This window comes from Alkalihalobacterium elongatum (assembly GCF_019024285.1).
In the GTDB taxonomy this organism is placed as follows: Bacteria; Bacillota; Bacilli; order Bacillales; family Bacillaceae_F; genus Alkalihalobacterium; species Alkalihalobacterium elongatum.
The window spans coordinates 1-1,476 of the sequence record NZ_WMKZ01000058.1 but is presented as its reverse complement, the minus strand read 5'-3'; the positions used below and the strand labels follow the sequence as shown (position 1 = coordinate 1,476).

Sequence of the window (1,476 nt, the reverse complement as noted above, 5' to 3'; positions counted from 1 at the left end):
GACCCATTGGCGTTGCACGATAGTATGTATTTTGAATATATGAAACTTTTTTCCATATGTATTATTAGTGGAAATAGAAAAAAGGGCAACAGGGTTATTAATGACCTCGTTCCCTTTTTTTTACATTTTAAATTATTTATGCTTCCTCTTACGTTTTTCTTTCTTAACCATGGCGAGAGTTCCAAACGATGGTGATACCTTCGGTTTAGGAATAGGAACTTTTTGTCGTCCTTTTGACTTTTTCTTCTTTTTACGTCTTAATTCCTTTTTAAAAGTAATGTAAGAGTGATAAAGGTAAGTTTTTAATGCTCGAAAGAATTCCCACGGTGTTTTATTTGATCCAGTTTGTAGCTTTAATAGAAGTGAAAGCCCATATGCAATAAGGGCTAGAAACATCTGATTCCAAATTCCTTGTGGCTTGGTACTCCAGATTTTTGTGAACCTTAGATGCTGTTTAGTCCACTTAAAAAATAGCTCAATGAGCCAACGATGACGATAAATCTCCATAATTTGTTCAGCTGACAGATCAAATCGACTCGTTAAAATTCGGTAGGTTCTTTCTTTTTCGTCTACAAACTCAACGTACCTCAGGGGCTTATCTGAAATACCATACAACACTTTGGCATCCTGAACGACTGACGGATGTGTCACTTTATATTCTTCTATCGTAAAAACTCGAAGGTTCTTCATAATTCGTGCCACAAAAGAAATTCCTTTTTCTTGCCAATCCATAAGATTTTCTCTCGAAGGGTACCCTCGATCCATTACATGTGTTGCATCGCATGCTTCAATTAATGCATCCGAACTTTCAAAATCACTGACTGTACCTGTCGACGGTACAATCTTATCTGGAAAAACGATGTCTGTGGAGGCAACAACTAACCTTGTATGCATCTTAACCGCGTGATGGTCCTTGGAGATATAGGCCCAGTCACATAATTGCATAGGTAGTTGTATCTCGGTAGAATCTATAATCTTTAAACGGCCAATTCCATGTGGTAATCCTTTATTTTCGTTGGTTAATTGCTCAATTTTGCGAACCACTTTAACAAAAAGGTTTTGAAGCCACTCTGATGGAAGATCATTAATACGACGGCTTAACTGTGATCCACTGATATCGGTAATCTCAAGTTCTTCACACAGTTTTGGATACGCTCTTAATTTCTCCTCCATATGTCCATAAGAATTCCACTCATCTAACTGTGCACAGACAAATATTTTTACTAAAGATTTCGTTGAAAGCTTATATTTTCCGTAATCGATTAGAGGGCATTCTAAATCTTCTGTAGGAAGAAGTGATAAGCATTGACAAATAAGCATTTCTCGACCTATACTTTTAGTATTCATTTTTGAAACTCCTTTGTAGAAGACTTGTTTGTTTTAAGGGAACAAAACAAGGTCAACAACTTCTACGATAGGAGTTTTTTTTATGTCTGTAAATACTATTTTTTGAAAAAATGGAACTATTTTAAAGGC

At 35.9% G+C, this 1,476-nt stretch carries 1 protein-coding gene; it reads right to left on the bottom strand.

The genetic code is table 11. From position 1 onward, the window contains the following. Positions 1 to 132: 132 nt before the first annotated feature. Positions 133 to 1,347: an IS4 family transposase gene (locus tag GKP30_RS23320; protein WP_216831870.1), complete on the bottom strand. Its 1,215-nt coding sequence runs from the start codon at positions 1,345 to 1,347 to the stop codon at positions 133 to 135. Between the last annotated feature and the right edge of the window lie 129 nt (positions 1,348 to 1,476).

What these genes read in the sequence shown, in the direction of transcription:
- GKP30_RS23320 (WP_216831870.1), bottom strand. Translation starts at nt 1,347, where the DNA reads ATGAATACTAAAAGTATAGGTCGAGAAATGCTTATTTGTCAATGCTTA.